Source organism: Chloroflexia bacterium SDU3-3 (assembly GCA_009268125.1).
Classification (GTDB): domain Bacteria; phylum Chloroflexota; class Chloroflexia; order Chloroflexales; family Roseiflexaceae; genus SDU3-3.
In genome coordinates this window covers 543,659-570,135 of sequence record WBOU01000002.1, presented here as the reverse complement: position 1 = coordinate 570,135, position 26,477 = coordinate 543,659, and the positions used below count along the sequence as shown (strand labels likewise).

General features: G+C 66.8%; 19 protein-coding genes and 1 tRNA gene. 8 read left to right on the top strand and 12 right to left on the bottom strand.

Features of this window, described 5'->3' with window-relative positions:
- Nucleotides 1-6 precede the first annotated feature (6 nt).
- From F8S13_05120 to guaA, 4 genes are all read right to left on the bottom strand, one after another.
- The gene (locus tag F8S13_05120) at nucleotides 7-255 is read right to left on the bottom strand and encodes a hypothetical protein (GenBank protein KAB8145212.1); all 249 of its coding nucleotides are present in this window, start codon (nucleotides 253-255) and stop codon (nucleotides 7-9) included.
- Nucleotides 256-357: 102 nt separating this feature from the next.
- Nucleotides 358-1,422 (bottom strand): tRNA 2-thiouridine(34) synthase MnmA, encoded by a 1,065-nt coding sequence (mnmA, locus tag F8S13_05115; protein KAB8145211.1) that lies wholly within the window; start codon nucleotides 1,420-1,422, stop codon nucleotides 358-360.
- A gap of 85 nt (nucleotides 1,423-1,507) precedes the next feature.
- The gene (mvk, locus tag F8S13_05110; protein KAB8145210.1) at nucleotides 1,508-2,530 is read right to left on the bottom strand and encodes a mevalonate kinase; all 1,023 of its coding nucleotides are present in this window, start codon (nucleotides 2,528-2,530) and stop codon (nucleotides 1,508-1,510) included.
- Between the two features lie 131 nt (nucleotides 2,531-2,661).
- Nucleotides 2,662-4,200 (bottom strand): glutamine-hydrolyzing GMP synthase, encoded by a 1,539-nt coding sequence (gene guaA, locus F8S13_05105; GenBank protein ID KAB8145209.1) that lies wholly within the window; start codon nucleotides 4,198-4,200, stop codon nucleotides 2,662-2,664.
- 295 nt (nucleotides 4,201-4,495) lie between these two features.
- Here guaA and F8S13_05100 point away from each other — a divergent pair, with 295 nt between their 5' ends.
- Nucleotides 4,496-5,122 (top strand): hypothetical protein, encoded by a 627-nt coding sequence (locus F8S13_05100; protein KAB8145208.1) that lies wholly within the window; start codon nucleotides 4,496-4,498, stop codon nucleotides 5,120-5,122.
- Here F8S13_05100 and F8S13_05095 read toward each other — a convergent pair.
- On the bottom strand, nucleotides 5,119-6,231 hold the full coding sequence (locus F8S13_05095; protein KAB8145207.1) for a DUF2156 domain-containing protein: 1,113 nt from the start codon (nucleotides 6,229-6,231) through the stop codon (nucleotides 5,119-5,121). The genes F8S13_05100 and F8S13_05095 overlap by 4 nt on opposite strands.
- On the opposite strand from F8S13_05095, the gene F8S13_05090 reads away from it, so the two are divergent.
- A complete protein-coding gene (locus F8S13_05090) occupies nucleotides 6,230-7,450 on the top strand; it encodes an MFS transporter (protein KAB8145206.1) in 1,221 nt (406 codons plus the stop codon). The genes F8S13_05095 and F8S13_05090 overlap by 2 nt on opposite strands.
- 56 nt (nucleotides 7,451-7,506) lie before the next feature.
- On the opposite strand, the gene F8S13_05085 is transcribed toward F8S13_05090, so the two are convergent.
- Both F8S13_05085 and F8S13_05080 read right to left on the bottom strand, forming a co-directional pair.
- Nucleotides 7,507-8,952 (bottom strand): hypothetical protein, encoded by a 1,446-nt coding sequence (locus tag F8S13_05085; GenBank protein KAB8145205.1) that lies wholly within the window; start codon nucleotides 8,950-8,952, stop codon nucleotides 7,507-7,509.
- A gap of 142 nt (nucleotides 8,953-9,094) precedes the next feature.
- Nucleotides 9,095-9,703: a metal-binding protein gene (locus F8S13_05080; GenBank protein KAB8145204.1), complete on the bottom strand. Its 609-nt coding sequence runs from the start codon at nucleotides 9,701-9,703 to the stop codon at nucleotides 9,095-9,097.
- Nucleotides 9,704-9,830: 127 nt separating this feature from the next.
- Between F8S13_05080 and F8S13_05075 the strand changes: the two genes are divergently transcribed.
- From F8S13_05075 to pepF, 6 genes are all read left to right on the top strand, one after another.
- Complete coding sequence (locus F8S13_05075) at nucleotides 9,831-11,231, top strand: transcriptional regulator (protein ID KAB8145203.1); 1,401 nt, start codon at nucleotides 9,831-9,833, stop codon at nucleotides 11,229-11,231.
- 108 nt (nucleotides 11,232-11,339) lie between these two features.
- Nucleotides 11,340-11,429: transfer RNA gene (locus F8S13_05070), tRNA-Ser, on the top strand.
- Between the two features lie 187 nt (nucleotides 11,430-11,616).
- Complete coding sequence (locus F8S13_05065; GenBank protein KAB8145202.1) at nucleotides 11,617-12,918, top strand: MFS transporter; 1,302 nt, start codon at nucleotides 11,617-11,619, stop codon at nucleotides 12,916-12,918.
- A gap of 378 nt (nucleotides 12,919-13,296) precedes the next feature.
- On the top strand, nucleotides 13,297-14,559 hold the full coding sequence (locus F8S13_05060) for a PAS domain S-box protein (protein KAB8145201.1): 1,263 nt from the start codon (nucleotides 13,297-13,299) through the stop codon (nucleotides 14,557-14,559).
- A gap of 345 nt (nucleotides 14,560-14,904) precedes the next feature.
- The gene (locus tag F8S13_05055) at nucleotides 14,905-16,194 is read left to right on the top strand and encodes a PAS domain S-box protein (protein ID KAB8145200.1); all 1,290 of its coding nucleotides are present in this window, start codon (nucleotides 14,905-14,907) and stop codon (nucleotides 16,192-16,194) included.
- Nucleotides 16,195-16,376: 182 nt separating this feature from the next.
- Nucleotides 16,377-18,251, top strand: a complete 1,875-nt coding sequence (gene pepF / locus F8S13_05050) for an oligoendopeptidase F (protein KAB8145199.1) — start codon at nucleotides 16,377-16,379, stop codon at nucleotides 18,249-18,251.
- Nucleotides 18,252-19,028: 777 nt separating this feature from the next.
- Here the strand turns inward: pepF and F8S13_05045 are convergent.
- From F8S13_05045 to dusB, 5 genes are all read right to left on the bottom strand, one after another.
- Entirely contained in the window at nucleotides 19,029-20,207 is a 1,179-nt protein-coding gene (locus tag F8S13_05045; GenBank protein ID KAB8145198.1) for a class I SAM-dependent methyltransferase, read from the bottom strand.
- Nucleotides 20,208-20,816: 609 nt separating this feature from the next.
- A complete protein-coding gene (locus F8S13_05040) occupies nucleotides 20,817-22,025 on the bottom strand; it encodes an MFS transporter (GenBank protein ID KAB8145197.1) in 1,209 nt (402 codons plus the stop codon).
- 177 nt (nucleotides 22,026-22,202) lie between these two features.
- Nucleotides 22,203-23,795 carry a glycine--tRNA ligase gene (locus tag F8S13_05035; protein ID KAB8145196.1) on the bottom strand — a complete coding sequence of 531 codons (1,593 nt, stop codon included), beginning with the start codon at nucleotides 23,793-23,795 and terminating at the stop codon, nucleotides 22,203-22,205.
- Between the two features lie 514 nt (nucleotides 23,796-24,309).
- Nucleotides 24,310-25,212 (bottom strand): tyrosine recombinase XerD, encoded by a 903-nt coding sequence (locus F8S13_05030; GenBank protein KAB8145195.1) that lies wholly within the window; start codon nucleotides 25,210-25,212, stop codon nucleotides 24,310-24,312.
- Nucleotides 25,213-25,414: 202 nt separating this feature from the next.
- Nucleotides 25,415-26,455, bottom strand: a complete 1,041-nt coding sequence (gene dusB, locus F8S13_05025; protein ID KAB8145194.1) for a tRNA dihydrouridine synthase DusB — start codon at nucleotides 26,453-26,455, stop codon at nucleotides 25,415-25,417.
- Between the last annotated feature and the right edge of the window lie 22 nt (nucleotides 26,456-26,477).

Below are 26,477 nucleotides of genomic sequence, written 5' to 3'. Positions count from 1 at the left end.
ATTATATCATAGGCGCAATTTTGAAGCAACAAAAAGCAAAATCCATGCCGCTGCAATGCTTTCCAGCAGCGGAATACCAGCCGGGTGGGGCAGGCGGATGGGTAGCGACAGGCCGGTGACATAGATGATCAGGCAGCCAGCGAAGGCGGCCATCCAGTAGATGATGAGCTGAAGCCAGTGCCGCCCCCAGATCAGGTGGGCAACCGAGGCGCAGGCGGTGGCGATCAGGAGAATGAGCAATGATGATGGAGACATGGCCCCGCGATACGCGCCACAGCCAGGCGGCGGCAGCGCACTAGTGGCGGGGCGGCTTGGGTGCAGCCGCCCCACCATGGGTTGCTTGGCGTGCGATCGGGGCTAGGAAATGCGCGCGCCGCCGATCACGGTGTCGCCATTATAGAACACGGCGGCCTGCCCTGGGGTGATGGCGCGCTGCGGGGCGGCAAAATCGACATGGATGGCACCGCCCTGCCCTGGGGTGATGGTGGCAGGCACCGGCGTGGCGTGTGAGCGGATCTGCACATCGCAGGTGAAGGGGGCTGCGGGAAACTGCCCGCTGACAAAGGTGGCCTGGGTGGCATCCAGGCTGGTGCGCTCCAGCGCATCGGCGGGGCCGACGACCACGGCATTGCGCGCCGGGTCGAGCTGGATGACGTACATCGGCTGGCGGCTGGTGATGCCGAGGCCGCGCCGCTGCCCGACGGTGTAGAGCGGCAGGCCCTGGTGGCGGCCCAGCTCGCGCCCATCGGCATCTACGATCGGGCCTGCCATGATGCTCTCGGGGCGCTCCTCGCGCAGCAGGTTGCGGTAGTCGCCGCCCGGCACAAAGCAGATGTCCTGGCTCTCGGGCCGATCGGCGCTGTCGAGGCCGCGCTGCTTGGCCAGCTCGCGCACCTGGGACTTGGTGTAGCTGCCAATCGGGAAGAGCAGGTGGGCCAGATCTTCCTGGCCGAGCATGTGCAGCATATAGGCCTGGTCCTTCTCGGGGTCGAGGCCACGCAGGAGCTGGAAGCCGCCATCCTCGCCGCGCTGGATGCGGGCGTAGTGGCCGGTGGCCACGTAGTCGACGCCGAGGGCCTGGGCGCGCTGCAGCAGGGCGCGGAACTTGACATCGCGGTTGCAGGCCAGGCAGGGGTTCGGCGTGTAGCCCTGGGCGTACTCTTTGAGGAAGTAGTCGATCACGTGGCGGCGGAACTCGCGCTGGTAGTTAAACACATAGTAGGGGATGCCGAGCTGGGCGCAGACGCGCCGCGCGCTCTCGGCGATCTCCAGCGAGCAGCACAGGCTCTCGGCTAGGCGATCGTCGTCGCCATCCCAGAGATGCATCGTCACACCTGTGACCTCGTGGCCCTGCTCGTGGAGCAGCGCCGCCGCCAGCGAGCTATCGACGCCGCCGCTCATGGCGACTATAACCTTTGCCATGGTTTCCTCTATACCTCTGAAAAGCGCACTGCTCTGCGCTATTTCACGAATAACCGTTAGTTGCCGCGCCTCTGCGCTTCCCTTATTATAGCCGAATTTCTGGCGGGCCGCCCACCGCTGTCCTGAGCACGCTGGCCGCGCCTGCGCCACGCAGCGCCGCGCTGATCTGGGCCGCGCGGGCGGGGTGGGCGAGAGCGAGCATCACGCCGCCCCAGCCAGCGCCCGAGAGCTTCGCGCCGAGCGCGCCAGCCTCGCGGGCGGCCAGCACCAGCCGATCCAGCTCGGGCGAGGAGACGCCGATCTGCTGAAGCAAGGCGTGGTTTTGATCAAGCAGGGGGCCGAGCGTGCGGGTATCGCCAGCGCACAGGGCGGCGCGGGCCTGCAGGGCCAGATCGCCAACCTGGGAAAACAGGGCGTTGTAGGGGGCGGGATCGTGCTGCCAGCGGCGGCGCACCTCGCCCACGGGCAGCTTGGTCGAGCTGCGCACGCCGGTGTCGGCCACCAGCAGCAGCAGCGGCGCTGGGATGTCGAGCGGCTCGATCTGCGCGCCATCTTCGGTTCGCACGAACCACACGGCCTGCTCGTAGGCGATCACCGTATTATCCACCCCGCTGGGCGTGCCGTGCAGGCGTCGCTCATTTTCAAACACCAGCTGCGAGATCTGGGCGGGGGCCAGCGTGCGCCCAGTGTAGCGGGCCAGCGCGCGCACGATCGCGGTGGCGACCGAAGCGCCGCTGCCCATGCCCGAAGCAATCGGCAGATCGGATGTGATCGTAATGGTAATCGCGGGTGGCGCGGCGATCTGAAAGGCATGCAGAACCTCGCCGACCAGCTGGCAGAGCGGATCGTCTGGAGCATCGTCCATCGCCCATGCGCGGGCCAGGTCGGGCGCGTCGAAGCGCACGCCGCCGCTAGGCATTGGCGTGATATGGGCGGATGCGCGAATACCGCTGAGCGGCAGGGCGATGGCAGGCTGGCCGTAGACCACGGCGTGCTCGCCGCAGAGGATGAGCTTGCCCGGGGCGGTGCCGGTGGCGCGGTGCAGCTCTGGGGTATAGGAATGGTCGGAGGCTGCGTCGCCAAGGGTGGGTGGTAGATCTGAGGGCATAGCTTGTTCCACTTTCAGCTGCGCTTGGGCAAGGAATTATAGCAGGCTTGGCGTGGCGACAAGTGCGCCTAACAATAAGCGAGACCTGCGGCACAGCTCATACCGCAGGTCTCTCGATATGCCTCGCGCCGCTATTCCCACTCGATCGTGGACGGCGGCTTGGATGAGATGTCGTAGACCACACGGTTGACGCCAGGCACCTCGTTCACGATCCGGCTGCTGGCGCGGGCCAGCACATCGCCCGGCAGGCGCGCCCAGTCGGCGGTCATATAGTCCTCGGTGGTGACAGCGCGCAGGGCGATCACATCGGCGTAGGTGCGGCCATCGCCCATCACGCCGACGCTCTGGATGGGCAGCAGCACCGCGAAGGCCTGCTGGGTGGAGCGGTACAGCCCGGCTGTGCGCAGCTCCTCGATGAAGATCGCATCGGCCTTGCGCAGCGTCTCCAGGCGATCCCACGTGATCGCGCCCAGCAGGCGCACGGCCAAGCCGGGGCCGGGGAAGGGGTGCCGCCAGACCCAGTCTTCGGGCAGGCCAAGCTGCAGGCCAGCGGCGCGCACCTCGTCCTTGAAGAGGTAGCGCAGCGGCTCGACCAGCTTGAGCTTCATATCCTCGGGCAGGCCGCCGACGTTGTGGTGGGTCTTGATCGTGACACCCTTCTGGCGGTCGGGGGCCTTGGACTCGATCACATCGGGGTAGAGCGTGCCCTGGGCTAGGAACTCGGCATCGCCGATGTTCGCGGCCTCGCGCTCGAACAGGCGCACGAACTTCTCGCCGATGATCTTGCGCTTCTGCTCGGGGTCGGCCACGCCCGCCAGCGCCTCAAGGAACTCCTCGCGGGCATCTACCACGATCAGCGGGATCTTGAAGTGATCGCCGAACATCTTCACAACCTGCTCGGCCTCGCCCAGGCGCAGCAAGCCGTTGTCGACAAACACACAGGTGAGTCGATCGCCGATGGCCTGATGGATGAGCAGCGCGGCCACGGCTGAGTCGACGCCGCCAGAAAGCGCGCAGATCACGCGGCCCTGGCCAACCTGGGAGCGGATGCGCTCGATCGCCTCGTGGACAAAGCTAGATGCGGTCCACGAGGACTGCGCGCCGCAGATCCCGAAGGCGAAGTTGCGCAGCAGATCGCGGCCAAACTTGGTATGGACGACCTCGGGGTGGAACTGGATGCCGTACCAGCGGCGGGCATCGTCGCCAGCGGCGGCGAAGGGCGTGGAGGGGTTGCGGGCGATCACGCGGAAGCCAGGGGGCAGCTTCTCGATGCGGTCGCCGTGGCTCATCCACACCGGCTGCTCCTGGGGGATGCCAGTGAACAGCGGGCTTTCCTCGATCACGCTGATGGTGGCGGGGCCGAACTCGCGCCCATCCTCGCCGATCACGCTGCCGCCGAGCGCGTAGCTCTGCAGCTGCATGCCGTAGCAGATCCCCAGCACTGGGACGCCAAACTCGGGCAGCCAGGCGGGCATCGCGGGCGCGCCCTCGGCGTAGACGCTGGCGGGGCCGCCGGAGAGGATGACGCCGATCGGATCGAGGCGGCGAATCTCTTCCTCGCTCACATCATGCGGGAGCAGCTCGCTGTATACGCCCAGCTCGCGCAGGCGGCGCACGATCAGCTGGGCGGTCTGAGAGCCAAAATCGAGCACGGGAATGATCTGGGTCATGGTCAAGAATCCTGCCCCTAAACGGATGGCAAGCCAGCGATGCGTGAGGTGCCATCGTGCCAGCTTGCCATCGTTGTCTGCTATACGTTTTGCTGTCTGGATTATAGCATAGCGGGCGACGCGACCAGCGACAGATGGGTGATCGGGCTGCACAGTTTGTGTGACAAAGCTTCGGGACTATGCTCCTATTGATCGGGCAGGGTTGACGACACATACTACAATGGCAAGCAAATGGTGATCGATATAGGACCAATCTATTATCAGAGAAGAGCATCTACACGCTGGAGTTCCCGCAATGCGCATCAGCCCAAATCAACCACGCCTGCGTATCGTCGCTATAGCCTGCTGGGGGCTAGGGGCGTTCTGCCTGATCCACGGTGGCTCATTCTCGCTCGGCCTGGCCGCCATGGTGATGCTGACGATCAGCACCAAGCTGCTGGGCTTTTTCCTGCTGGCGATCGGCGTGGCGTTTTGGCTGCTGAGCGCCGACCGACGGGCTGGCATTATCTTCGACAAAAAGGGACTGCTGCTCAACCTAGGCAGCTTCTCATCCTTCATCGCCTGGGAAAACATCGAGCGCGTGGGCGTGAGCAGCTACCGATCGAGCCTGCTGAGCATCGGCAGCACACGCCAGTTTGGCATCGCGCTGAAGGACACCTCGGGCTACATCCAATCCTACGAGGAGCGCATGCCGGCCTCCAGCAGCATTGCCGCGCGCGGCATCCGCTGGCTCAGCAGGGTGCTGCAGCCCTTCCGGCGGCAGAATGACGAGCCGATCCGGCATGTGCTTGAGCACAACCGCAGCCAGACCGGCTTTGACGTGCTGATCCCCGAGGCGTTTTTGGGCGGTCGGGCCGACACCTTCGCCGACCTAGTCGAGTCGTACCGCTCGCAGGCGCTGTTCCAGCGCGTCGGGGTCTAGCCGAGCCAGCCCTGTACCCAGGCTAGCTCCTGCTGGATGGCCCGCAGCAGCGTGCGGCCAATGAACCAGGCGGGCGGCTCGCCGCTGAAGGCCTCGGCGATGGCGTAGAGCATACCCAGCGAGACAAAGCGGCCATCGGCGACCATGTAGAGCGGCTCCCAGGCATCGGGCTGGAACTTGCGCTTGTAGCTATCGAGGCCCTCGAAGTTGAAGAAGCGCTGGCCGTGCGCCCTAGCCCACGCCAGCGCCAGCCGCACCAGCGGCAGCTGCGGGGGCTGGCGGATGGCGGCGGCCCGCGAGAGCGGCGAGAGCCCCAGCGTGACGTAGCTGGCACCTTCGGCGGCCAGCGCACGCATGGCGTGGTCGACCAGCAGCTCGGTGGTGCCATTGGGCGCGGATGGGGCGCGGATGTTCTGCTCGATCAGCCAGCCCTGGCGCAGCCGCATGGGCGAGGCCACCAGAAAGCCCAGCACCGCGCCCTCGCGCTCGGCCACAAACACTCGGCGATCCTCCACATTCCCCAGGGTATCCGGCTCGACCACAAAGTGCATCGGCGGCATGCCCCGTGTGGCCAGCCAGGCCCGCAGGCAGCTGTGCAGCGCCGGGCTGCAGCGGGCGCGATCGACGCCCCACCGGCTTACCGCCACCCCGCGATTCTGGGCGCGGGCCAGCTGGGCGCGCAGCGAGCTTTTCCGTGCGATAATAGCAGGCCAGCGCTGGGGGTTCCACACCGGCTGCGCGCCCAGCAGCAGCTTCGCGATGGGCCGCCCCCGGGGAAAAAGGTCGATCAGGCGCTGCTGCACGCCAAAGTAGCACGCCCGGCACCGCGCCTGTGCGGCGGCGGCGGTAAACTCGCCCAGCACCGCCGCGATACGCTCGGGCGGCGCGATCGGCGCGCCCGCCGCAAGCCAGTAGCGGCCCACCTGCACATAGCCCACCACCGCATCACCATCGGCGCTAAACCAGTAGTCTAGCCCCGGATTCAGAATCTGATAGGACATCGCATTCCAGCCATAGCGTAGGACCAGCGCCCTGGCGAGATCGTGCCGCGCGTGGGGCTGGGCGCGCTGAAGATTGCCCGCATCTGAATAAGGAAGTGCCGCATCCATGTCATCGCATCCTGTTGGGTATCTCTCGCTGCTGCGGACAAACACGCCGTTTCGCAGGCTCTGGTATGGCCAGATCGTCAGCCAGCTGGGCGACTGGTTCGACTCGATCGCGCTCTACGCGCTGCTGCCGCGACTGACGGGCAGCGAGCAGTCGGTGGGGCTGCTGCTGCTCGCCCAGTTCATCCCCACCGCGATCGCGGGGCCGCTGGCCGGCGTGATCGTCGACCGGCTGCCGCGCAAGCTGGCCATGATCGGGTCGGACATCGGGCGGGCGCTGCTGGTGCTGGCCCTGCTGTTCATCCACGACCCGAGCCAGGTGTGGATGATCTATTCTATTGTAGTGCTAAAATTCACATTCTCCGCATTTTTCGATCCAGCGCGCTCGGCCATCCTGCCCGCGCTCGTCAAGCGCGAGGAGCTGGTGGCGGCCAACACTATCAGCAGCGCCACGTGGTCGGCCATGCTGGCAGTGGGGGCGGCGCTGGGCGGGGTGGTGGCCGGGGTATTTGGCACCGATGTGGCCTTCGCGATCGACGCGGCCTCGTTCGCGCTGTCGGCGGTGCTGATCGCCAGCGTGCGCGTGCGCGAGACGCACATGGACACGCCTACGCAGACCAACCACCTGCAGGATCTGCGGGCGGGGGTCGCGTACCTGGCGCACGACCGCGACGCGCTGGTGCTGACGATATGCAAGGCGCTGTGGAGCCTGGGCGGTGGGATCTTGGTGGTGCTCACCATCTTTGGGCGGGGCGTGTTCCCCATGGGCGAGGGCGGTGCGCTGAGCATCGGGCTGCTGTATGCGGCGCGCGGGGTGGGCGCTGGCATCGGGCCAGTGATCATCGGGGCGTTGGGCGATCAGTCCGAGCGCTTCATGCGGCGGATGATGGGGCTGTGCTTTCTGATCTCGGCGCTGGGCTACGCGCTGCTGCCCGCCGCGCCCGTCCTAGCGCTGGCGGCTCTGGCCGTGATGCTGGCCCACTGCGGCGGCGGCACCCAGTGGGTCTACGGCACCGCGCTGCTGCAGCTGCGGCTTCCCGACGCCATCCAGGGCCGGATCTTCGCGATCGAGCTGGCGCTGCTCACGCTCACCTCGGGGGTGTCGAGCTACGGCACCAGCCTGCTGGCCGACATGGGCTGGTCGCCCGCCAGCCTGTCGCTGCTGATGGCTGCGCTGTTCGCGCTGCCTGGGCTGTGGCTGTGGCGGCGGCTGGGCCGCTAATGCGACGAAGGGCGCGGGGAGTTTCCCCGCGCCCTTCGTCGCGTTATGAAAAGCTGCTACGGCAGCCAGACCACCGGCGAGGCAAAATCGACCCGATCGGCCAGCTTCTGGCTGGGGCGGCTGCCCGGCTGCCAGCGCCATAGCTCGCCGGGGGCTGGCTCGGCGCCCTGCGCGTCCTCGGCGACATCGGGCCGCCAGCCAGCGGGCAGGATGACCGCCAGCGCGGCACCATCGGGCGACCACGCGCCGCCCTGGGCCAGCCGCAAGGTCTCGGCACGCGAGCCGATGAGCGTGACGCTGCCCTCGGGCAGGGCCACCGAGCGCGAGCCGCTGAGCGTGACCGCCGTGACCGACCACGTGCCGTAGCCGGTGAGGCCGCGCGCATCGCTATAGTTGTCCTCGGCGATGGCCACCTGGGCGGCATCCGGCGAGAACGCGGCGGGCAGCTGCCAGCCCGCGCCACTGTAGACCGGCTCGCCACCACCCTTGAAGGTGAGGGCCAGCTCGCTCATGCCCAGATCGACCAGGGCCTGGTAGCCAAGGAAGCGGTGGAACAGCACCTTGCTGCCATCCGCCGACCACGACGGGGCATAGACCACCAGCCCGCTGCCACTGCTGTTCGGCGCTTTGGCGAAGCTCCAGCCGTTCTGGCCCTGACGGTTCACCATGCGGATGGTGTTCGTGGCGCTATGGGGGAACTCGCCCAGCGAATCGGTGGGCGGCGTGGCGAAGACCACCCGCTTGAGGTCGGGCGAGATCGCCGGGTCGCAGCCCTGGCCGAGCGTGCGCTGCTCGCCGGTGGCAAGCTCGATCAGGCGCACCTCGCTGGTGGCGCACCACTGGCCCCAGTCGGGCCACTGGCGGGCATAGGGCTTGGTGGCGCTGGCCGACGCAAAGGCGACCGCGCTGCCATCCACCGCGATCGAGGGCGTGACATCGGCGCGGCTATCGCTGGTCAGCTGCCGCAGGCCGCTGCCGTCGCGGCGCACCACCCAGATCTCGGCCTGCTGGCCCGCACCGCGCACCAGCGCGATCAGGTCGGCACCACGCGCGGCGGCAAAATCGCTCACACCCTCGGCGATCACGCGCTCGCTGCCCGCCTGGGGGTCGAGCGCGGTGAGCGCCCCAGCGCGCAGGAACAGGATCTCGCTGCGGCCTGTGGGCGCGGGCGCTGCGGCGGGCGCGCTGGCCTCGCCAGGCTGGCCGCCGACCAGCTGCTGCTTGGTGGGCGTGGGCGCGAGGGTGGCAGAAGGCGCAGGTGGCGCGGCGGTGGCTGTCGGCTGCGCCGCCTGGGCGGCAGCGGTGGGGGCTGCAGTGGGCTGCGGCGCAGCGGTGGGGGCTGCGGTGGCTGGGGCCAGGGTGGGCGGCGCACTGGTGGCAACCGCCGCAGCCGCCGGGGCCGCAGCGGGGGCGCTGGGGAGTGCGGCGGCGGGGGCGGTGCCGCAGCCCACCAGCGCCAGCCCGGTGGCAGCAAGACCAAAAGCACGAAGCAGGAAATTCATGATCACTCGCTGTATCTCAGCCCATGTGGGCAGTCTAGAACGGACAGATGGCTACATCCATGAACGAATCGTATCGCCCAAAATCACGTAGCGCCTAGCGGCCTTTGTCGATCCGCACAGGCAACATCCGTTCCAGCCCCAGCTACCAGGCCCGCCTGCGCCGCCGGGGCCGCCAGTGATCATGATCCTCGTAGCGCTTGCTCACGCGGATGCCTATGCGGCGGAGGAAATGCTTGCCGCCCGTCACCAGCCAGTCGGCGATGGTGTGGGCCGCGCCGCCGGTGACAAACCCGACCATGAATGTCCAGGTCTCGCGCGGGTGGGCCACCACGAGGTCGCGCAGGTAGGCGGTCATTATCTCGTGGTAGCGCGGCAGGATAATGCCGAGCCGCCCTAGCGCCCAGGTGAGCGCGATTAGGATGAGCGAGACCATGCCGTAGAAGTAGGCCAGCCGCAGCAGCGCTGGCAGAACCAGGCCGTGGCTGAGCCAGCGGCTGCGGTGCGGCACCGCCCACATGTAGGGCCGCCAGATCCAGTAGAAAATGCCCCAGCGGTCGTCGATCTGGGAGTCGAGGTCGAGGTCGGGCGAGAACATCATGCCCGAGACACAGTGGGCGGCCAGGAACAGGAGTGCGTTACCAACCGCTATCGACGGATCTTCGGTGCGACTGAGGATAATAGAGTAGGCTGGCAGCGACAGCGCCACGCCGCTGACAACCGTGATAATATCGTGAGTGCGCGCATCGGGCATAGCATCTTCTTGGTATTGCAGAATCGAGAAGCCGCTATGCAGCGTAGCACAGAACATCCAGCGGCGCAAGCAAATTTGTTCGCATCGCCATACGCCTATCGAGCCGCACCCACAGCGAGGAGGCCCTATGATCCCAGGAACCACCAGCATCGCCGACCTGCTCGCCCAACCGCCCGGCCCGCACCTCACCTTCATGCGCGGCAGGCTGCGCCCCGAAGACATCGCCCAGGCGCTCGTGGCGCTGGCCAACGCCCAGGGCGGCATTGTGGTGCTGGGCGCGGCAGGCGGCGGCAAGCGGCCCGATGGGCTGGCCAGCCCCGACCAGGCCCGCGAGCAGGCGCTAGAGGCCGCCATGCTCTGCACGCCGCCCATGGTGCTGCCGCTGCCCCAGCCCGCCCAGGTGGAGGGCGAGGTGCTGCTGCTGCTGACCGTGCCCTCGGGCCTGCCCCACGTCTACAGCCTGCACGGCAAATACCTGCGGCGCGAGGGTGCCGAGGATCAGCCGATCGCGCCAGATGCGCTGCGCAGGCTGCTGCTGGAGCGCGGCGAGACCAGCTGGGAGCGCATGTCGCCCCAGGATGCCAGCCTGGCCGACCTCGACCTCTCGAAGATCGGGGCCTACACCCGCCGCATCGGCCCCGCCGCCGAGTCCAATGTCTACGAGTTCCTCTACCGCCGCGGCGCGCTGGCCCGCGCGCCTGCGCCCGACACCTTCCGCCCCACCAACGCCGGGCTGCTGCTGTTCGGGCGCGATGTGGACCGCTTCTTCCCCCAGTGCGAAATCACGCTGGTGCGCTACCGTGGCCGCGAGATGAGCGACGAGTTCCTGCGCGAGGACATCCGCGACACGCTGCCCGAGGCTCTGCGCCGCGCCGAGATCTGGCTCTCGGAAAACATGCGGCACGGCAGCCGCATGGTCGGGCTAGAGCGGCAGGACTGGACCCAGTTCCCGCTGGGCGCGGTGCGCGAGACCCTGGTGAACGCCGTGGCCCACCGCGACTACACCATCCGGGGCGAGGGCATCCGCATCGCGCTGTTCGGCGACCGGCTGGAGTGCTACTCGCCGGGCAGGCTGCCGGGCCACGTGACGCTGGAGAACCTGCTGGAGGAGCGCTACTCGCGCAACGAGACGCTGGTGCAGGTGCTGGCCGACTTCGGCATGATCGAGCGGCTGGGCTACGGCATCGACCGCATGCTGCGGCAGATGCGCGAGGCCGGCCTGCCCGCGCCTGGCTTCCGCGAGACCGCCGCAGGCTTCCTGGTGACGCTGCGCGGCCAGGTGGGCGACGACAAGCTGGACGCGGGCGGCGTGGACACATCCGAGTGGCGCAGGCTAGGCCTCAACGAGCGCCAGATCGCCGCCATGGTGCATGTGGCCGAGCACCACCGGCTCACCAATAGCGACATGCAGGATCTCGCCCCGGATGTCTCCGCCGAGACACTGCGCCGCGACCTGGCCGACCTCGTCGACCGCGGGCTGCTGATGAAGGTGGGCGAGAAGCGCGGCACCTACTACATCCTCAAATGAGCAAGGCCGCGCCACAGAGCCAGCGCCAACCTTATGGCGCTGGCTCTGTTAGGCCCGCAGCTTTTTTGCACAAAAAGGCACTCTTCTGCTATAATAGCAGCGCTTTCCGGGGAGGTCGCATAGTGGCCTAGTGCGCGGCACTGGAAATGCCGTAGGGGGGCAACCTCCTCGAGGGTTCAAATCCCTCCCTCCCCGCCAGACCGCTTGGCCCAGGCCGAGCCAGCCAAGAGACCAGGATGCCCGCTGGGCACCTGGTCTTTTTGCGCCCCGCAGGCCCGCCAGGCCGCAGACAATTCTCTTTACAGAAATTAAACCCTTTGGCTGATGACGGCTGAGAATCAGTCGTGCTAGAATGCCTTTTAATTTCAGGGGAATCTATGCACTGATGCAAACACTTTACACATTTCAACGACGTATCGGCTCATCGCTTCGCTCTTTCTTCTGGCCTTCCGACATACCGCAGCGCAACATCCGCAATGTCCTGATCGACGGCTTCGGCGTCGGGCTGGTCAACGGTGTCGCCACCTTCCTCTCGATCTTCCTGGTTCGCCTCAACGCCTCCTCGCTCATGGTCGGCCTGCTGACATCGCTCCCAGCGCTGGCGGGCATGGTGCTCACCATCTTCATCGGGCAGCTGCTGGAGCGGCAGCGCAACATCGTGCCGTGGTACTCGGCCTCGCGGGTGCTGGTGTTCCTCTCCTACGCGCTGATGGGCGTGGCCCCGTTCTTCTTCCCGCTCGACATGATCCCGATCGTTATCATCATCCTGTGGGCCTTCGCCACAGTGCCGCAGATCGTGCTGAACGTGGCCTTCACGGTGGTGATGGGCGCGGTGGCCGGGCCAGACAAGCGCTACTACCTGATGAGCAGGCGCTGGTCGATCCTGGGCGCATCGACCGCCATATCGGTGGCGCTGTGCGGCTGGCTGCTCGACACTATCACCTTCCCGCTGAACTACCAGATCGTGTTCATCGCCTCGTTCGCCGCCGGGCTGCTCAGCTTCGCCTTCTCGCGGCAGATCAGCATCCCCGACAACGAGCCGGTGGCCAAGCCCCAGGGCGGGCGGCGCAGCCCCCGGCAGCACCTCAATGACACGCTGGCGCTGCTGCGCGGCAACGGGTCATACAACCGCTTCATCGGCAGCCAGTTCCTGTTCCGGCTGGGGCTGGGCATCGGCATCCCGCTGTTCCCGATCTACTGGGTACGCGACCTGCAGGCCAGCGACTCGTGGGTGGGCATCATCAACACGGTATCGAACGCGGTGCTGCTGATCGCCTACTTCATCTGGTCGTCGGTCAGCGAGCGGCGCGGGCCGGGGATCGTGCTGCGGATCTGCGTGTTCGGCATGGCACTCTACCCGCTGGTCACCGGGCTGACCCACACCACCGGGCCGCTGCCGCTCTACGCGGGCGTGGCCAACCTGTTCAGCGCCGGGATCGACCTGGTGCTATTCGACATCCTGCTGAGCACCTGCCCCAAGAGCCACACCGCCACCTACGTGGCGCTCTACCAGATGACCAACTCGGTGGCCACGTTCTTCGGCCCCATGATCGGCACCACGATCGGCGATATGTTCGGCTATAGCGCCGCGCTGATCTTCGCGGCATTGGTGCGCTTCGCCGGGCTAGGGCTGTTTGTGCTGTTCCAGGTGGGCAACGAGCCAAAGCCCGAGCCAAGCGCGGCGTAGGCAGGCCGATAGCGAGCATGTGAAAAGAACCGGTTCCCCCCAGACACCAAGGGAGCAAAGCAACCGGTTCACCACGAAGATGACGCTTCGCAAGATGCTATTTTGGTAGTAAATCGGGCCTCTTCCCTTCGTGCCTTCGCACCTCCGTGGTATGCGCTCCCTTTTCTCCCCTTGGGGTCTTGGAGTCTTGGTGGTAAAAACGTTCTGCCGACCGAGAATGCATAGGCCCTAGTAGCGCGCTGATTCCATCTTGCCGAAGCAGGAAGCTTACAGTACAATAGAGCAACCCTTAACGGTTTTTAAATCAACGGCGAACATCCAGGCAGCGCTGCGCTTTGCCATCGCCTGCGCTCGGATTCATCAGGGACAGATACTGCCATGCAGCACATCGAAACAACTGTCGAGCCGGATCTTCAGCCGTTCCGCGATTTCTTCAAGGAATCGTTCCCCACCATCGTCACCAATCTGGTGCCCGACTTCCGCGCGATCTCGATCGCCTTCCACAACGCGCCCGAGCCGATCGCCCGCGAGCGCATCCAGATGCACATGGTCGCCTTCGAGCGCGGCTTCGACTCATCCGCGCTCATCCCGCCGCACGTCGAGTCGTCGCTGGGCATGATCATCCGCCAGCAGACCAAGGTCGCCAACCTGCTCAATCTGCTCTCGCTGTTCCGCCAGCAGTTCATGGACATGGCCATCCGCGCCGACATGGCGGGCGTGCCCAACACGCTGTGGGGCCTCAAGCGGCTGATGGAGCTGGCCGATATCGCCTCGGAGCACATCGTCGAGCTGCACCAGCTGCACCTCGAAGAGGACATCCACCGCAAGACCGACGAGCTGCGCAACACCCGCGACCGCTTCGAGCAGGCCTTCATGAGCACGCCGCTGGCCATGATCGAGTGGGACGCCCAGGGCCGCATCCTGTTCTGGAACCAGAGCGCCCAGCGCATCTTCGGCTGGGCGGCGGATGAGGCGCTGGGCCAGAACCTGATCGCCCTGCTGGTGCCCGATGTGGCCGCCGACCAGGTGGGCGGCGTGCTGCGCGAGGTGCTGAGCGGCCAGGCCCTGAACAACCGCAACCAGAACACCAGGCGGGATGGCCGGTTGATCACCTGCCAGTGGCATAACGCCGTGCTGCGCGACGAGCAGGGCCAGGTGATCGGCGCTATCTCGCAGGCCGAGGATGTGACCGACCAGATCCGCGCCGAGGAAGAGCGCGCCAGCCTGCAGCAGCAGATCATCGAGGCCCAGGCCGCTGCGCTGCACGAGCTGTCGACCCCGCTCATCCCGCTGGCCGATGGTGTGGTGGCCATGCCGCTGATCGGCAGCATCGACAGCGCCCGCGCCCAGCAGGTGATCGACACGCTGCTGAGCGGCGTGGCCGAGCACCGCGCCCGCATCACCATCCTCGACATCACCGGCGTGCCCGTGGTGGACACCAAGGTGGCCAATGCGCTGCTGAGCGCGGCCCAGGCCGTGCGCCTGCTGGGCGGCGAGGTGGTGCTCACCGGCATCCGCCCCGAGGTGGCCCAGACGCTGGTGGGCCTGGGCGTGGATCTGGGCAGCATCATCACGCTGGCCTCGCTGCAGAGCGGCATCGCCTACGCCTTCCACAGCCGCGCAGGCAAGGCCCGGCGCTAGCAGGGAAAAGCACCGGGATGCGCAACGGCGACTAGGCGACCCTTCAAGCGGTGCCTGGTTGCCGCTGCGCTGGTGCGCCATCAGCGATGGCTCCTCCTCGCCCCGCATCCTTTTCTTCCCCGCGCGCCTTCGTGCTCGTCGTCCCCCCTGCGTTCCCTTGGCGTTTTGGCATCTTGGTGGGAAATCTTCTCCCTCGCGCCTTCGCGTCTTCGTGGTAAATGCGTTCTTTCCCTTAGCAACTTGGTGGTAAAGAATCTTCTGTGTAGTACGAACGCATCACCACAGATCAGAAAAAGGTACCCCCAAATATTTCAAAAGTATGGTACTCTAGTCATATACTAATTCATGACTAGAGTACCGAGCTGCTCCATGACGACCAAAGATTTTGTCATCAATGATGATGCCTCCATCGCCGACCTCTCTGCCTTCCGTTTCTTCATGCGAGGCTGTCTTCCCGCGATCCGAAGCGCTATCGTCTATGATCTTGGCCGGATGTCGGTGCTGCCCAATGCCGGGCATGGCGAGCCGCTGGAGCAGCGCGTCGAGCGCCATATCGAGGCCATGCTCGCCGGGCTTGAGACCCCAGACCAGGTGCCGCAGCCGCTGATCGAGGAGTTCATGCCGCTGATCGAGCGGCACATGGAGATCGCCAGCCTGTTCAACCTGCTGCGGGTCTACCGCCAGCACCTGCTGGAGTACGCCATCTCGGCGCTGACCAGCGGGGTGGCCAGCGCCGCCGACGCGCTCAAGGGCATCGTGCTGCTCACCGACACCACCACCATGCTGCTGGCCGACTTCTACCACGGGCGGCTGTACGAGAGCATCTACCGCCAGGCCGACGAGCTGCGCACCACCAAAAACCGCCTTGAGCAGAGCTACCTGAGCACGCCGCTGGCCTCGGTCGAGTGGGATACCGACGGGCGCATCCTGTTCTGGAACCCCAGCGCCGAGCGGATCTTCGGCTGGACTGCCGAGGAGGCGGTGGGCCGCAACATCGTCGAGCTGCTGGGCGTGGACCACGACCCCGACGCGGTGGCCACGCTGCTGGCCCGCATGGCCAAGGGCGACCTAGTGAACCGGCAGATCGCCAACCGCACCGGCGATGGCCGCACGATCACCTGCCAGTGGTACAACGCGGTGCTCTACGACGAGGGCGGCGATGTGATCGGCGTGCTCTCGCAGGCCGAGGATGTGACCGAGCAGCTGCGGGCCGAGCGCGAGCACGAGGCGCTGCAGCAGCAGATGTTCGACGCCCAGGCCGCCACCCTGCGCGAGCTGTCGACCCCGCTCATCCCGCTGGCCGACCGCGTGGTGGCCATGCCGCTGATCGGCAGTATCGACAGCACCCGCGCCCAGCAGATCGTCGACAACCTGCTGGATGGCGTGAGCGCCAACCACGCCGCCGTGGCCATCCTCGACATCACCGGCGTGCCGGTGGTGGACACGCACGTGGCCAACGCGCTGCTGCGGGCCGCCAACGCCGTGAAGCTGCTGGGCGCGCGCGTGGTGCTCACCGGCATCCGCCCCGAGGTGGCACAGACGCTGGTGGGTCTGGGCGTGGATCTGAGCAGCATCATCACACGCGGCACCCTGCAGAGCGGCATCGCCTACGCCTTCAGCCTGCGGCTGCGCTAGGCGGGCAGAACAGCGGGCGCGCATGGTCGTATGGCCTGCGCGCCCATTTTGCGCGCTGCCCCCGCTCGTTGGGAATACCGCCTCTCACCACTGAGCGCTGCTAACTACAGCGAGCTGAAAAAGAGACCCGCCAAGCGGCCACCGCTTCGCATACACCCCCAGCCCGATCTTTGCGCATCTGTATGCCATCTTCCAAGCATCCGCGTAGCATCCGTGGTAGAATCAAGCATCATTCAGGCCAGAAGGAGGCTCATGTGACCGATACGCATAAAGTCCCGCGCCGCGATGAGGTCGAGGACGAGTACACCTGGGATCTCAGCACGATCTACGCAGATGACGCCGCCTGGGAGCAGGCGGTGGCCGCGCTGGAGGCCCAGACCCCCGACCTCGGCGCGCTGGAGGGCACCATAGCCCAGGGCGCGAAGGCGCTGCTGCACGCGCTGACCCTGGCCGACAAGGTGGCCGAGCAGCTCTGGCAGGTCTACGTCTACGCCGGACGCCGCCACGACTCGGACACCACCGACACCGCCGGGCAGGCGCTGGACAGCCGCGCCGGGTCGGTGGTCGCCAAGATCTCGGCGGCCATGGCCTTCATCGAGCCGGAGATCCTGGCCCTGCCCGACGCCACCATCCAGCAGTGGCTGGCCGAGGAGCCGGGGCTAGAGCTGTACCGCTACAAGCTGGAGCAGCTGGCCCGCCAGCGCGCCCACGTACGCTCCGCCGAGGTGGAGAACGTGGTGGCGCAGTTCGGCGACGTGGCGCGCTCCACCAGCGATATCTTCGGCATGCTCACCAACGCCGATCTGGACTTCCCCTATATCAAGGATGAGAGCGGCAACGACATCCAGCTCTCGCACGCCCGCTACGGGCGCTTCCTAGAGAGCCAGGACCGGCGCGTGCGGCGCGATACGTTCAAGGGCATGTACAGCGCGTTCGGCAAGATCCGCAACACGCTGGCCACCACGCTCGCGGGCGAGATCCGCAGCCACGTGGTGGGCGCGCGCATCCACAACTACCCCTCGGCGCTGGCCGCCGCGCTGGAGCCGAACGACATCCCGCTGGATGTCTACCACAACCTGATCAGCACGATCAACGCCAACCTGCCCAAGCTGCACCGCTACATGGAGCTGCGCAAGCGCGTGATGGGCCTGGACGACCTGCGGATCTACGACCTCTACGCCCCCATGATCAACGAGCCGGATGTGGTGATCTCCTACGCCGAGGGCGCGGCGCTGGTGCGCGACGCGCTGGCCCCGCTGGGCGCGCAGTACGCCGACGCGCTGCAGCAGACCTTCACCAGCCGCTGGATCGATGTCTACGAGAACGTGGGCAAGCGCAGCGGCGCATACAGCGATGGCTCGTACACCACCGCGCCGTTCATCCTGCTGAACTACCAGGATCGCCTGAACGACGTGTTCACGCTGGCCCACGAGCTGGGCCACTCGATGCACTCATTCTTCACCCGCAAGACCCAGCCCTTCGTCTACGGCAACTACACCATCTTCGTGGCCGAGGTGGCGTCGACGCTGAACGAGGCGCTGCTGACCGACTACATGATCAAGAACCGCGCCGACGCCTCGCTGAAGCGCCGCCTGCTGGTGCAGCAGCTGGAGGACGTGCGCACCACGATCTTCCGCCAGACCATGTTCGCCGAGTTCGAGCTGGACATGCACACCCGCACCGAGCAGGGCGAGCCGCTGACCGCCGATGGCCTGAGCCAGCGCTACCACGAGCTGGTGGGCCGCTACCACGGCCCGGCGGTGGTGCTGGATGATGAGATCGCGCTGGAGTGGGCGCGCATCCCGCACTTCTACTACAACTACTATGTCTACCAATACGCCACCGGCCTCTCGGCGGCGCTCGCGCTCTCGAAGCAGATCATCGGCGAGGGCCAGCCGGCCATCGACCGCTACCTGAACTTCCTGCGCGGCGGCTCGTCGAAGTCGTCGATCGAGCTGCTGCGCGGCGCGGGGGTGGACATGGAGTCGCCCGCGCCGATCCAGGCCGCCATGGACGAGTTCGACCATCTGCTGGATGAGCTTGAGACGCTGGTGTAGCTCTTTCTCATCACGAAGGCCCCAAGATCTAACCGATCTTGGGGCCTTCGGCTTTTGTGGGCGATGATGCAGCGGGCAAGCTGCTCACATGGTGTCACATTTGTGGATGTTTCTCGGTCGATTGCGCCACCGAACCCAATGTGACCGGATCAGGTAACGATGACCTCGCATCGCCGCCATCGTCATCGGCCCGATGGCCGCAATGATGTAGGGGCGGACCTGGTGTCCGCCCCATCGCGATGCGCCGCGTTCATCGCGTCTCCATCCGGTGCTCACGGCGCGTGACGATGCGCGCCGCGCCGCATGCATCGCCCGCATCGCAGGGGCATTCGATCTACAGATACACGCCGTGCGGGCGAGCAGGGTACGCCTTCGTCAACAGCGGCGGTGCTTGAATAGTAGTGCGTGCCCTGCGCGGGCGGCGACTAGGGGCCAGCCCCTAGTGACCCCGCCATGGGGCTACGCCCCCTTGGAACCCCCAATTTTGGGCGTTCCCGTGCTTCTAGCTGGCGGCTAGTGTTTGTGCATATGGCCATTAAGACTCTAGCGGCACCTTCGCCGCATGGGCCGGGTGGGTAGGGTTTTATCGTGTCCCACGATTGTATGTCTACGGCCTGCGTTTGCAGCACGCCGGAACCCGACTGCATGCCAGCCGCCCGCAATTGCAACACAGCGGCCTCGGCCATCCAGCGAAGGCGTGCGCACAGGGCTGCTGGCCATAATCCTCACCGCAGCGGGAATGCCTCGCCTAGCGCTGGCGGGCCTTTTTCACCCTACCTATCCCCGCTGCTCGCAGATCAGCGCGATCGGCTGGCCGCGCCCCTGGGTGAGCACCACCACCAGCGGGCGAGGGCCATCGCCGGAGAGTTGGCGGGCCAGCGCGTCGGTGTCCAGCGGCGAGCCGCGCTTCTTCACCGTCACCGGCCCCGCGCCCAGGTCGCGCAGGCGCGCCCGCAGCCGCTTCAGCTGGAAGGGCTGCCACTCCAGCACCCGCCAGGCGCGGGCCAGCGGCGTGGCAACTAGGCGATCGCTGGTGAGGTAGGCGATCTGCGCATCCAGCTGCGCCGCGCCCAGCTGGTCGGCCAGCTCGCGCACCAGGTGGGCGCGGATGACCGCCGCGTCTGGCTCGTAGAGGTAGGCCATTGGGTCGGCCAGGGGCACCTCGGGCGGCTGCGGGGCGGGCAGCAGCGCTGCGCCTGCGGGCAGCACCGTGGCGCGGCGGGGATGCTGAGCCAAGGCTCCGCACCACAGCACCAGCTCCTTCAGGTCGCCGCCCAGCGACACCGCCTCGACCTCGCAGCCCTCCAGGCCAGGGATGCTGTCGTAGGGCACGCCCGGGCCGAGCTTCACGCACAGCGAGGGGATGCGCCCGCGCCAGGCCAGCACCTGCGGCAGCGGCGGCTGGTACTGGGCCACGTCGAACACGCGCCGCCGCTCGTCGCGCCGCGCCGGGTCGCAGAACAGCGCATCGGCGGGCGGCGGGTCGTCGGCCAGCTCCTCGGCCCGCACGGCGATGCGGTCGGCCAGGCCTAGGGCCTGCGCGTTGGCGGTGGCCAGGGCGGCGCGCAGCGGGTCGCGCTCGAAGGCGGTGACGCGCACGCCCGCCGACGCCAGGGCCAGCGCGTCGCCGCCGATGCCGCAGCCCACCTCGACCAGATGCGCCACGCCCGCGCGGGCGATGCGGGCCGCGCGGTGCTGGGCCACCGGCTCGGCGGTGGCCTGCTCTAGGGCCTCGCGGGTAAAAAACATCTGGTCGGCGCGGCTGAACTTGGCCTGGGCCTTGCGCCGCAGCAGGGCCTGCTCGATCGCGGCGCGGGCCTGCTCGGGGCGGTAGCGGGCGCGCAGCCGCTCGATCTCGGGCAGCAGCGTGGCGTCGCGCAGGTCGCGCTCGGCCAGCTCGGCTAGCAGCGCCGCGCCCTCGGGAGCCTGCAGCCATGCCAGGGTGGTGATATCCATGGTGTGCCATATCTCGCGAAAATGATCCGACCGCGATCATACCCACATTGGCCCGCAGCCGCAACATGGGGGAGCGTTTTACCACCAAGGCTCCAAGACACCAAGGGGAGAAAGAACCGTTTCACCTCGAAGACGCGAAGGCGCGAAGATTCTTTACCACCAAGGCTCCAAGACACCAAGGGAAGAAAGAACCGTTTTACCTCGAAGACGCAAAGGCGCGAAGATTCTTTACCACCAAGGCTCCAAGACACCAAGGGAGAAAAGGCAATAGAAACAGGCGAGGGGCCAGCCCTACTCACCTGGCCCATGCGGCGAAGGTGCCGCTCGTGCATACTGGCCATATGCACGAACACCAGATGCCTGATTTCGGCATAGGAATGCTCCAAATTGGGGTTTCGAAGGGGGCAACGCCCCCTCGCGGGGTTCCTAGGGGCTGGCCCCTAGGCGCTGCCCGCGCAGGGCATGCACCCACCAATCAAGCGCAACCGTCATCATTGAGGCCGTAGCCGGTCGTCCCGACCGGGCAACGCTGCAAGCATTGCCTACGGTCGGGACGACACAGAGATGCCTCAAAAGTGAAACCATACGAGGCACGCGCCAGCGCCGCCCCTACCGCCCGAAGCGGCGCACGCCCGCCAGCCAGATCAGCAGGGCCAGCGCCGCGAACCCGCCGCCCAGCGCGCACACGCCCGCCCAGCCCAGGCTGGCCCAGGCCGCCGAGGCCAGCGCCGAGCCGAGCGAGCCGCCCAGGAAGTAGATCACGATGTAGGCGCTGTTCAGGCGGCTGCGCGCCGCCGGGTTCAGCGCGTAGACCCGCGTCTGGTTCGAGATATGCGCACCCTGCACGCCCAGGTCGAGCAGGATGACGCCCAGCGCCAGCCCCCAGAGCTGATCGCCCAGCAGCCAGAACACGCCGAACGACACCAGCACCAGTGCGATGCCGATGCCGGTGATCCGCCGCGCCGGCATGCGGTCGGAGAGCCGACCGGCGAAGGTGGCCGCCATGGCCCCGGCCACGCCCACCAGGCCGAACAGGCCCGCCACATCGCTGCCGTAGTGGTAGGACGGCGTCTGCAGGTGGAAGGCCAGCGTCACCCAGAACGCGCTGAAGCAGCCGAACACCAAAGCCCCGAAGGCGGCGGCCTCGCGCAGGGCGGGCATGGTGCGTAGCATCTGCCACATGGATGCCAGCAGCTGGCCGTAGCGCAGGCCCGCGCGCGCGGGGTCGTCGGGCAGGGCCAGCCGCAGCGCCAGCGCCAGCAGCACCATCATGCCCGCCGCGATCCAGAAGATCGCCCGCCAGCCCAGCGCCGCGCCCACCAGGCCGCTGGCCGTGCGCGCCAGCAGGATGCCGATCAGCAGCCCGCTCATCACCGTGCCCACCACGCGCCCGCCCTCGCGCGACCCAGCCAGGCTGGATGCGAACGGCACGATCACCTGGGGTGAGACGGTGAGCACGCCCACCGCAAAGCTGGCCACTGCCAGCCACACTAGGCTGGGGGCCAGCGCCACCGCCGCCAGCGCAGCCATCACCGCCAGCAGCGTGGCGACGATCAGGCGGCGGCGGTTGTGGGTGTCGCCCAGCGGCACGATCAGCAGCAGCCCCAGGGCATAGCCCAGCTGGGTGACGGTGGCCACGATGCCCGCCTGCGCGGTGCCCACGCCAAAGTCCTTGGCGATCAGCGGCAGGATGGGCTGCACATAGTACTGGTTGGCCACGGCCAGCCCGCTGGCCGCCGCCATCACGGCCACCAGCCGCCGGTCGATCCGCCGCTCCTCGGCCTGCTCGGCCACGGCGATAGGGGTCACGCTGCTCATTGTCCCGCTCCCTCTGTTAGAAAAATTGGCGCGGTGGCTCGCACCGCAGTCCGTAATAGTGAGCGCACGCACCTTCGCCTGCGGCCCCAAAAACAGGCAAGGGCGCGAAGGGGGTATCTTCCCTCCGCGCCCTTGCCGTCCGACCTTCGCGTCTTCGAGTCTTCGTGGTGAAAAAGGCTAGACCAGCCGCTCGCGCACGTACTGCTCAAGCTCGGTCTGGGCCACGCGCTCCTGCTTCATGGTGTCGCGGTCGCGCACCGTCACCGTGCCGTCCTCCAGCGACTGGAAGTCGACGGTGATGCAGAACGGTGTGCCGATCTCATCCTGGCGGCGGTAGAGCTTGCCGATCGCGCCGGTGTCGTCGTAGACCGTGCGCAGGCCGCTGGTCTGCAGCGAGCGGCGCAGGCCCTTGGCCATGCCCACCAGGCCCTCGTGGTTGCGCTTGAGCGGGAAGAACGCCGCCTTGATCGGGGCGATCTTGGGCTGGAGCCGCAGTACTGTGCGGTAGCTCTCATCGATCAGCGGCTGGGCCTGCCCGCGCAGCTTTTTGCCCACCTCGATCTGCTCGGCCCCGCTCATGCCCAGCAGCGCATCGATCCGGCCCAGCGAGTCGGGCAGGGCGGCGGCGATCGCCTCGCCCTCGGCCACAATCGACTCCTTCTGGTCGGCGCGCAGCGTCTCGTTGCGGCCTACCGACTTCAGGAAGCTGGCCAGCGCCGCGCCCACAGCCTCCAGCTTCTCGGGCGCGGGGGCCTTCACCATCTCCTCGTCGTAGGCCTGGCAGAGCACGGCCAGCATGCAGCGGCCCACGCCCGCCGACGGCTCGATCACGAACGGCACCAGGTGGCGCTTCGACTCCTGGTCGAAGTAGGTCAGGCGGGCGGTGCTGTCGGTGTTGGTGTTCACCCGCGCCGTCAGGCCCAGCTGGTCCTGGTCGCGGCTGTGCGAGCCGAGGTCGTAGTCGGTGCGGTTGGCGATGCCCTCGATCTCCTCGTAGCCCAGCGTCGGGTAGTTGTACATCAGGTCGTAGGTGCGCTTCGAGTAGTGCGCCAGGTCGGCCTTGGGCACGTCGTAGACATTGATCTGGCTGCGCGGCACGCCGATGCCCTCCCACCACTTCAGGCGGGCCTCAAGCCACTTCTCGTGCCAGTCCTCGTCGGTGCCGGGCATCACGAAGAACTCGATCTCCATCTGCTCGAACTCGCGCACGCGGAACAGGAAGTTGCGCGGGTTGATCTCGTTGCGGAACGACTTGCCGATCTGCGCGATCCCGAAGGGCAGCTTGCGGCTCATGGTCTGCTGCACGTTCAGGTAGTTGGCGAAGATGCCCTGGGCCGTCTCGGGGCGCAGGTACGCAAACGAGCTAGGGTCGGCCACCGGCCCGACCTGGGTCTTGAACATCATGTTGAACGGGCGCGGCTCGGTCAGGTCGGTCGAGCCGCAGTTCGGGCACTTGCCCTTGATGTGGTCGGCGCGCCAGCGGCTCTTGCAGTTGCGGCAGTCCACCAGCGGGTCGTTGAAGGTTTCCTCGTGGCCCGAGTACTTCCACACCAGCTTGTTCATCAGGATGGAGGCGTCCAGGCCCTCCATGTCGTCGCGCTCGTAGACATTGGCGCGCCACCAGTCCTGCTGGATGTTGTTCTTCAGCTCCACGCCCAGCGGGCCGTAGTCGAAGACGCCCTGGAGACCGCCGTAGATCTCCGAGCTTTGAAAGATGAAGCCGCGCCGTTTGGCCAGCGAGACCACTTGTTCGAGAGTCGATGCGGGCATGGGAACCTCCTCCTGTTCACGTGCGGCGCTGGGCCGCCTTGCCGCCCAGGGCAACAAAAAGCCCCAGGCGAGTGCGTTTCGCCTGGGGACGCATCCGGGGGATGCGCGGTTCCACCCCAGTTACCAGGCGCGGCGCGCGCTGGTCTCTCATCACATTTGGTTGTTGGCTCCGCAGCGCCCTTCGCCACATGCTCTGCCGCCGGGCTTGCACTGTCCCCGGCTCGCTGAAGGCGGCCCGTGTGGCTACTCCTCTGCCTCAACGCCGTACCGCGCCAGTATAGCACAGCGGCTGGGGATGAGCAATCGGCCAGCAAGCCGATTCAGCACAAGGGCGCGGGGACTTCTCCCACCAAGACTCCAAGACACCAAGGAACAAAAAGAAACGAATACCACGAAGGCGCGAAGACACGAAGGGCGGAAAGATGATCTCCCACCAAGGATCCAAGACGCCAAGGGAACGAAAGCCGCCCAGGGCTAGCCCTGGGCGGCTCGGCCAAAACATATGGAGTGGCCCCTAGTGCCCCTTCGCCAGCCGCTCGCCGCTGGGCTGGGCGGCGCTGCCGTTGGGCGTGGCCAGCTGCTGGTAGATCTGCGTGGTCGAGATCGAGGCGTGGCCCAGCAGGGTCTGCACCGCGCGGATGTCGGCCCCGTTGCTCAGCATGTGCGCCGCGAACGAGTGGCGCAGCGTGTGCGGCGTCAGCTCCTCGATGCCCAGCTCGTCGGCGTAGCCCTTGAGGATCAGCCAGAAGCCCTGGCGGGTCAGGCGTTTGCCACGGTGGTTGAGGAACAGCGACTCGGCCTGCGGCTCCGAGTTGCGGGCCAGCTGCGGGCGGGCGATGTCCAGAAACTCCTCCAGCGCGGTCATCGCCGAGGGCGAGAGCGGCAGGATGCGCTCGCGGCCAGCCTTGCCAGCGCAGCGCACCGCCTCGGTCTCGCTGTTGAAGTCGGCCAGATCCAGGGCCACCAGCTCGCTCACGCGCATGCCTGTGGCGTACAGCAGCTCGATCATGGCCTTGTCGCGCAGGCGCTCGGGCGTGGGGTTGCGCAGCGGCAGCTCCAGCAGGTCGTCAACCTGGGTGGGCGTGAGCGGCTTGGGCAGGTAGCGGTCGACCTTGGGCGAGTCAATCCGCTCGGTCGGGTCGCTCTGCACCGCGCCGCAGCCGCGCAGGAAGGTATAGAAAGATTTTACCGCCGCTGTCCTGCGGGCGACAGTCGAGTTGGCATACTGGCGCTCGCGCAGAAACAGCAGAAAGGCCAGCATATCGTCGTGGCTAACGATCGACCAGTCCGCGATGCCGCGCTCTTTGAGAAAGGCGATAAATTGTTCAAGGTCGGTTCGGTAGGCGGCGGCGGTATTGGCCGAAAGACCGCGCTTCTCGGCCAAGTGCTCTAAGAACGCGGAGATCTGCTCTTCCATGGGTGTCTCCCACCTCCCATTGCTGGGGTGGCGCGGGAGCGGCGTGGGGCCGCTCAATATCGGGCGCAACAGCACAAGTCACGCCGTCGAAGGCGCTCGTCAGCAGCCGTATGAGGTAGACCTGTGTTGAACATTTGAGCGCCCCGGTGGGACGCTGGCGTATGGTACCGCAAGGTAGTGGTGATGTCAATCCTCGAACCCGCTAGGCGGCAGCGCGCTCGGCGCTGCTGGTCTTGCCAAAGAAGGCGTCGATCTTGGCCATGGCCTCGTCGGTGGTGGATGAGCGGTGCACACTCTCGCGCAGCGCCGAGCTGTTGGGCATGCCCACCGAGAACTGGCCGAGCAGCTGCTTCAGCTTGTTGAGCGCCAGGCGCTCCTGCATCTCATCCTTGCACATCTCCAGGTAGCGCAGCAGCAGCTGGTACTTATCCTCGGGCGAGGGCTGGAAGATCGGCTGGCCCGCCCGCAGCTGGGCGGTCTGCTGGAAGATCCAGGGGTTGGCCATCGCGCCGCGCCCGATCATGATGCCGTCGGCACCGTACACGCGCAGCCTGCGCAGCGCCTCGTGGGCGTCCTTCACGTCGCCCGAGCCGATCACGGGGATGGAGACCACCTGCTTCACCTCGCTCAGGCGGCTCCAGTCGGCGGTGCCGGTGTAGAGCTGCACGCGGGTGCGCGGGTGCAGCGACAGCGCCTTGATGCCGACCGACTCGGCCATGCGGGCGGTGTCGAGGTAGTTGAGGCTGGCGTCATCCCAGCCGGCGCGGAACTTGAGCGTCACCGGGATGCTCACGGCCTTGACCACGGCGCTCAGCACGCGCTCCATCTTGCCCAGGTCCTTCAGCAGGGCCGAGCCGTGGCCGCCGCCGGTGACTTTGGGCGAGGGGCAGCCGCAGTTGATGTCGAGGATGTCGGCCCCCAGCTTCTCCACGGTGCTGGCGGCGGTGGCCATCAGATCGGGGTCGTTGCCGCTGAGCTGCACGGTGAAGGGCCGCTCCTCGGGCAGGAAGTCGAGCTGGTGGTGGCGGGCCAGGGCCTTGGGGGTGATGCTGGCAGCGTTGGTCATCTCGCTGCTCACCAGGCCGCAGCCGCCCAGGCTCAGCACCAGCCGCCGGAACACGGTGTCGGTGACGCCCACCATGGGGGCCAGCACGATGTTCGGCTGTATGGTGATGTGCGCGACCTGGTAGCTGCTGGGCAGGTCGGCATATTCTGCGGTAATCGATGGTGTATCTTGATTCATAGTCTACGAATTATAGCATGTC